The sequence below is a fragment of the Pseudomonas sp. GM55 genome, from assembly GCF_000282395.1.
Lineage (GTDB): Bacteria > Pseudomonadota > Gammaproteobacteria > Pseudomonadales > Pseudomonadaceae > Aquipseudomonas > Aquipseudomonas fluorescens_CC.
Window position 1 is genome coordinate 1 of sequence record NZ_AKJJ01000126.1, and the last position, 3,244, is coordinate 3,244.

4 protein-coding genes are annotated in these 3,244 nt (G+C 58.8%); 2 read left to right on the forward strand and 2 right to left on the reverse strand.

Features of this window, described 5'->3' with window-relative positions; genetic code table 11:
* Positions 1-322: 322 nt before the first annotated feature.
* Positions 323-967, forward strand: a complete 645-nt coding sequence (locus PMI31_RS25370) for a YceH family protein (protein ID WP_008022237.1) — start codon at positions 323-325, stop codon at positions 965-967.
* Positions 968-1,114: 147 nt separating this feature from the next.
* On the opposite strand, the gene PMI31_RS25375 is transcribed toward PMI31_RS25370, so the two are convergent.
* Together PMI31_RS25375 and PMI31_RS25380 are read right to left on the reverse strand one after the other, a co-directional pair.
* Entirely contained in the window at positions 1,115-1,633 is a 519-nt protein-coding gene (locus PMI31_RS25375) for a cupin domain-containing protein (RefSeq protein ID WP_008022239.1), read from the reverse strand.
* 8 nt (positions 1,634-1,641) lie between these two features.
* Positions 1,642-2,460 carry a shikimate 5-dehydrogenase gene (locus tag PMI31_RS25380; RefSeq protein WP_008022241.1) on the reverse strand — a complete coding sequence of 273 codons (819 nt, stop codon included), beginning with the start codon at positions 2,458-2,460 and terminating at the stop codon, positions 1,642-1,644.
* A 246-nt stretch (positions 2,461-2,706) separates the two neighbouring features.
* On the opposite strand from PMI31_RS25380, the gene PMI31_RS25385 reads away from it, so the two are divergent.
* Entirely contained in the window at positions 2,707-3,072 is a 366-nt protein-coding gene (locus PMI31_RS25385; protein ID WP_008022243.1) for a hypothetical protein, read from the forward strand.
* Positions 3,073-3,244: the final 172 nt, after the last annotated feature.

Sequence of the window (3,244 nt, forward strand, 5' to 3'; positions counted from 1 at the left end):
CAAAAATGTCTTGGCTCATGGAGTCACTCTCGCCTTTATTGGATTTCTTTATCAGAGGCGAATGAAGGTGTAGTACACCGGCCGACTCGATGCAGGGTTCAGCTGTTCAGGGCGATGACGCCAACAATACCCGCCCTATGGACGCACTCGCGCGCGACCCCGCATACGGTGCCCGGCCAATTGTAAAAATGGCGTTAATATTTCATACACTTTTTGTCATCATTCCCCTGATGACGTAGCGAATTCTGTTGCGCTTGGCGCCTGCCCATCTAAAGTGCACCCACGCAAGTGAAAAACATGAATCGGGTAAGGACGCAGAACCATGAGCGCTGAGCAAGAGACGACTTTCGATGAGCCCCGGCTCAATACCACGGAAATCCGCATCCTGGGCTCGTTGATCGAGAAACAGGCCACCAGCCCGGAAACCTATCCCTTGACCCTCAATGCCTTGGTGATTGCCTGCAACCAGAAAACCAGTCGCGAGCCGGTGATGAACCTCACACAAGGCCAGGTTGGCCAAAGCCTGCGCGCCCTCGAAGGACGCGGCTTCGCCAAACTGGTGATGGGCAGCCGCGCCGACCGCTGGGAGCACAAGGTCGACAAGGCCCTGGAACTGGTGCCGGCGCAGGTCATCCTGACCGGGCTGATGTTCCTGCGCGGCCCGCAGACCGTCAATGAACTGCTGACCCGCAGCGGCCGCATGCATGAATTCGAAGATGCCGAACAGGTTGTGCATCAACTCGAACGCCTGATTGCCCGGGGCCTGGCCGTGCTGATTCCGCGTCAGGCCGGCCAGCGCGAGGACCGCTATACCCACGCCTTGGGCGACCCGGCGGATATCGAGGCGATCATGGCGGCACGGAATAACCCGACCGAGCGTGGCAGTGGCGGGGTTTCGGTTGAACGGATCGAAGAACTGGAAGCGCGGATTGCGGCGCTGGAAGAAAGACTGGCACGGCTGGAATAGCTTGCAAGTTTGCCTGACACAAAACCTGTAGGAGCGAGCTCGCTCGCGATGGATGTCAACGATAACGTGTGCCGTCTGAATGAGCGCGTCGTCTGGGCGTCCATCGCGAGCGAGCTCGCTCCTACAGGGATATGACGGTGCCAGTGGTTACTCGCCGTCCCAGTAATCCACCCCATCGGCCTGGCGGGCCACCGCAACAAAACCCGAGGCATTACCCTCGGCATCCACCTTGAAGTCATCCATCACGGCGTATTTGCCGGAATCGGGGTATTCACAGATCTCCGGTGATTGCTGGGTGCTGATGGCCAGGTAGCGCAACTCGCCGTTACTGGTATTGATGATCTGGTGCGCCTTTTCAGGCCCGCCCGGTGGGCAGGCGATCACATCACCGGCGCGGATTGGAAAGCGTTCGGCTCCCAGGCGGACTTCTCCTTGACCGGCCACGACGTAGAACATTTCCTCATTGACCCGATGACTGTGAAACGGGCTGCCACGCATGCCTGGCTCCAGCACATACAAACGATAACCGAGCTTTTGTGCCCCCAGTTGCTGACCGACACGGGCCAGACGCTGTTGATAGCGACCGGCGGTTTCACCCGTCGGCGCAAACGCTTCGGGCAACGGTTCAAGCTCGACCGAATCCAGATTGAGAATGGGCGGATGCATGGAACCTCCTAGCTGCGGGCAAACGCTACGGCCTTGTGGAATTGCTCGTCTGTCGGCCGTACACCGGTATAGAGCACAAATTGCTCCAGTGCCTGGATCGCGATCACCTCCAGGCCGGTAATGACCCGCTTGCCTTCGGCACGAGCACGCACGATCAATGGTGTTTCCGAGGGAATCGCCACCACATCGAATACAGTTTCCGCTTTTTCGATCACGTCAGGATCAAACGCCAGTTGATCGGCCTCCGCTCCTCCCGTCATGCCGATCGGGGTGACGTTGACCAGCATCTGCGGGCGGCGATTGCCCAGTTCGGCTTGCCACTCATACCCCAACGACTGCGCCAGCGCCCGCCCGGCGCGCTCGTTGCGGGCCACGATCAGGCCGTGTTCATACCCGCCATCGCGCAAGGCGCTCGCCACGGCCTTGGCCATGCCGCCGCTGCCGCGCAAGGCAAAGGTCGAGTCCTTGGGCACCTGGTGTTTTTCCAGCAACTGGGCAACGGCGATGTAATCGGTGTTGTAGGCCTTGAGGTGGCCGTCGGTGTTGACGATGGTGTTGATCGATTGAATGGCGGCGGCAGACGCGTCGAGTTCATCCACCAGGGCAATGCAGGCTTCCTTGAACGGCATCGACACGCCACAGCCACGAATCCGCAGGGCGCGAATGCCGGCAACGGCACCCGGCAGGTCCTCGCTGGCAAAGGCCTTGTAGTAAAAATTCAGGTCCAGCTGCTCATACAGATGATTATGAAAACGCAGACCAAAGTTCCCGGGACGTCCTGAAAGGGACATGCACAGCTGGGTGTCTTTGTTGGGGTTCATCTGCATGGGGAAGCTCCTTCAAATGCACTTTTCGGATGGACGGGATTAGCCCCCCATCGGGTTCTGATCGATCATATAAGCCTGTGCGCAAGGGCTTGAACAGGTCGGTAAGAAAGTCGGTACAGACCTTACACAAAATTTACCCAACGGCCGTGCTGTTTTTCAGAAAAACGCTGTCTTAGAAGTATCCCCGCGACAATCCTTGGGTCTGTTGCAGACACAAGCGCCGGGCTGAAGAACCGAGGAGCTATCATGATCCGTAAAGTCCCCACAGTAGCCTTGCTGATCGGCGCCCTTGCTATCGCAGGACAGGCGCAAGCCCATGGTGGTGGTAATTACTGGCAAGGCCCGGCGGTGTTTGGCGCGATTGTCGGTACTGCCATTGTCGGCTCGGCCCTGATCAACGCGAACCGACCGGTCTATGTCGCACCGCAACCGGTCTATTACCAGCCCGCGCCGGCTTATTACGCACCACCGCCTCCGGTTTACTACCAGCCGGCTCCGGTCTACGTGCAACAACCGATCTACTACGGCCCTGCTCCGGTTTATTACGGCCCACCCCGTGGCTACTACGGCCCTCCTCGTGGCTACTACGGCCATCACTACGGTCGCTGGTAACGGACTCGTCAGGCCCCGCTGAAACAGCGGGGCTTTTTTTGGGGTTTTCAGAGGTCACTTCATTTTCAGCGTGGGCACGGTCCCTTGTAGGAGCCGGCTTGCTGGCGATGGTCGTTAACGATAACGCGTGTGAACTGGATAAACGCGGCGCACTTGAGTCCATCGCCAGCAA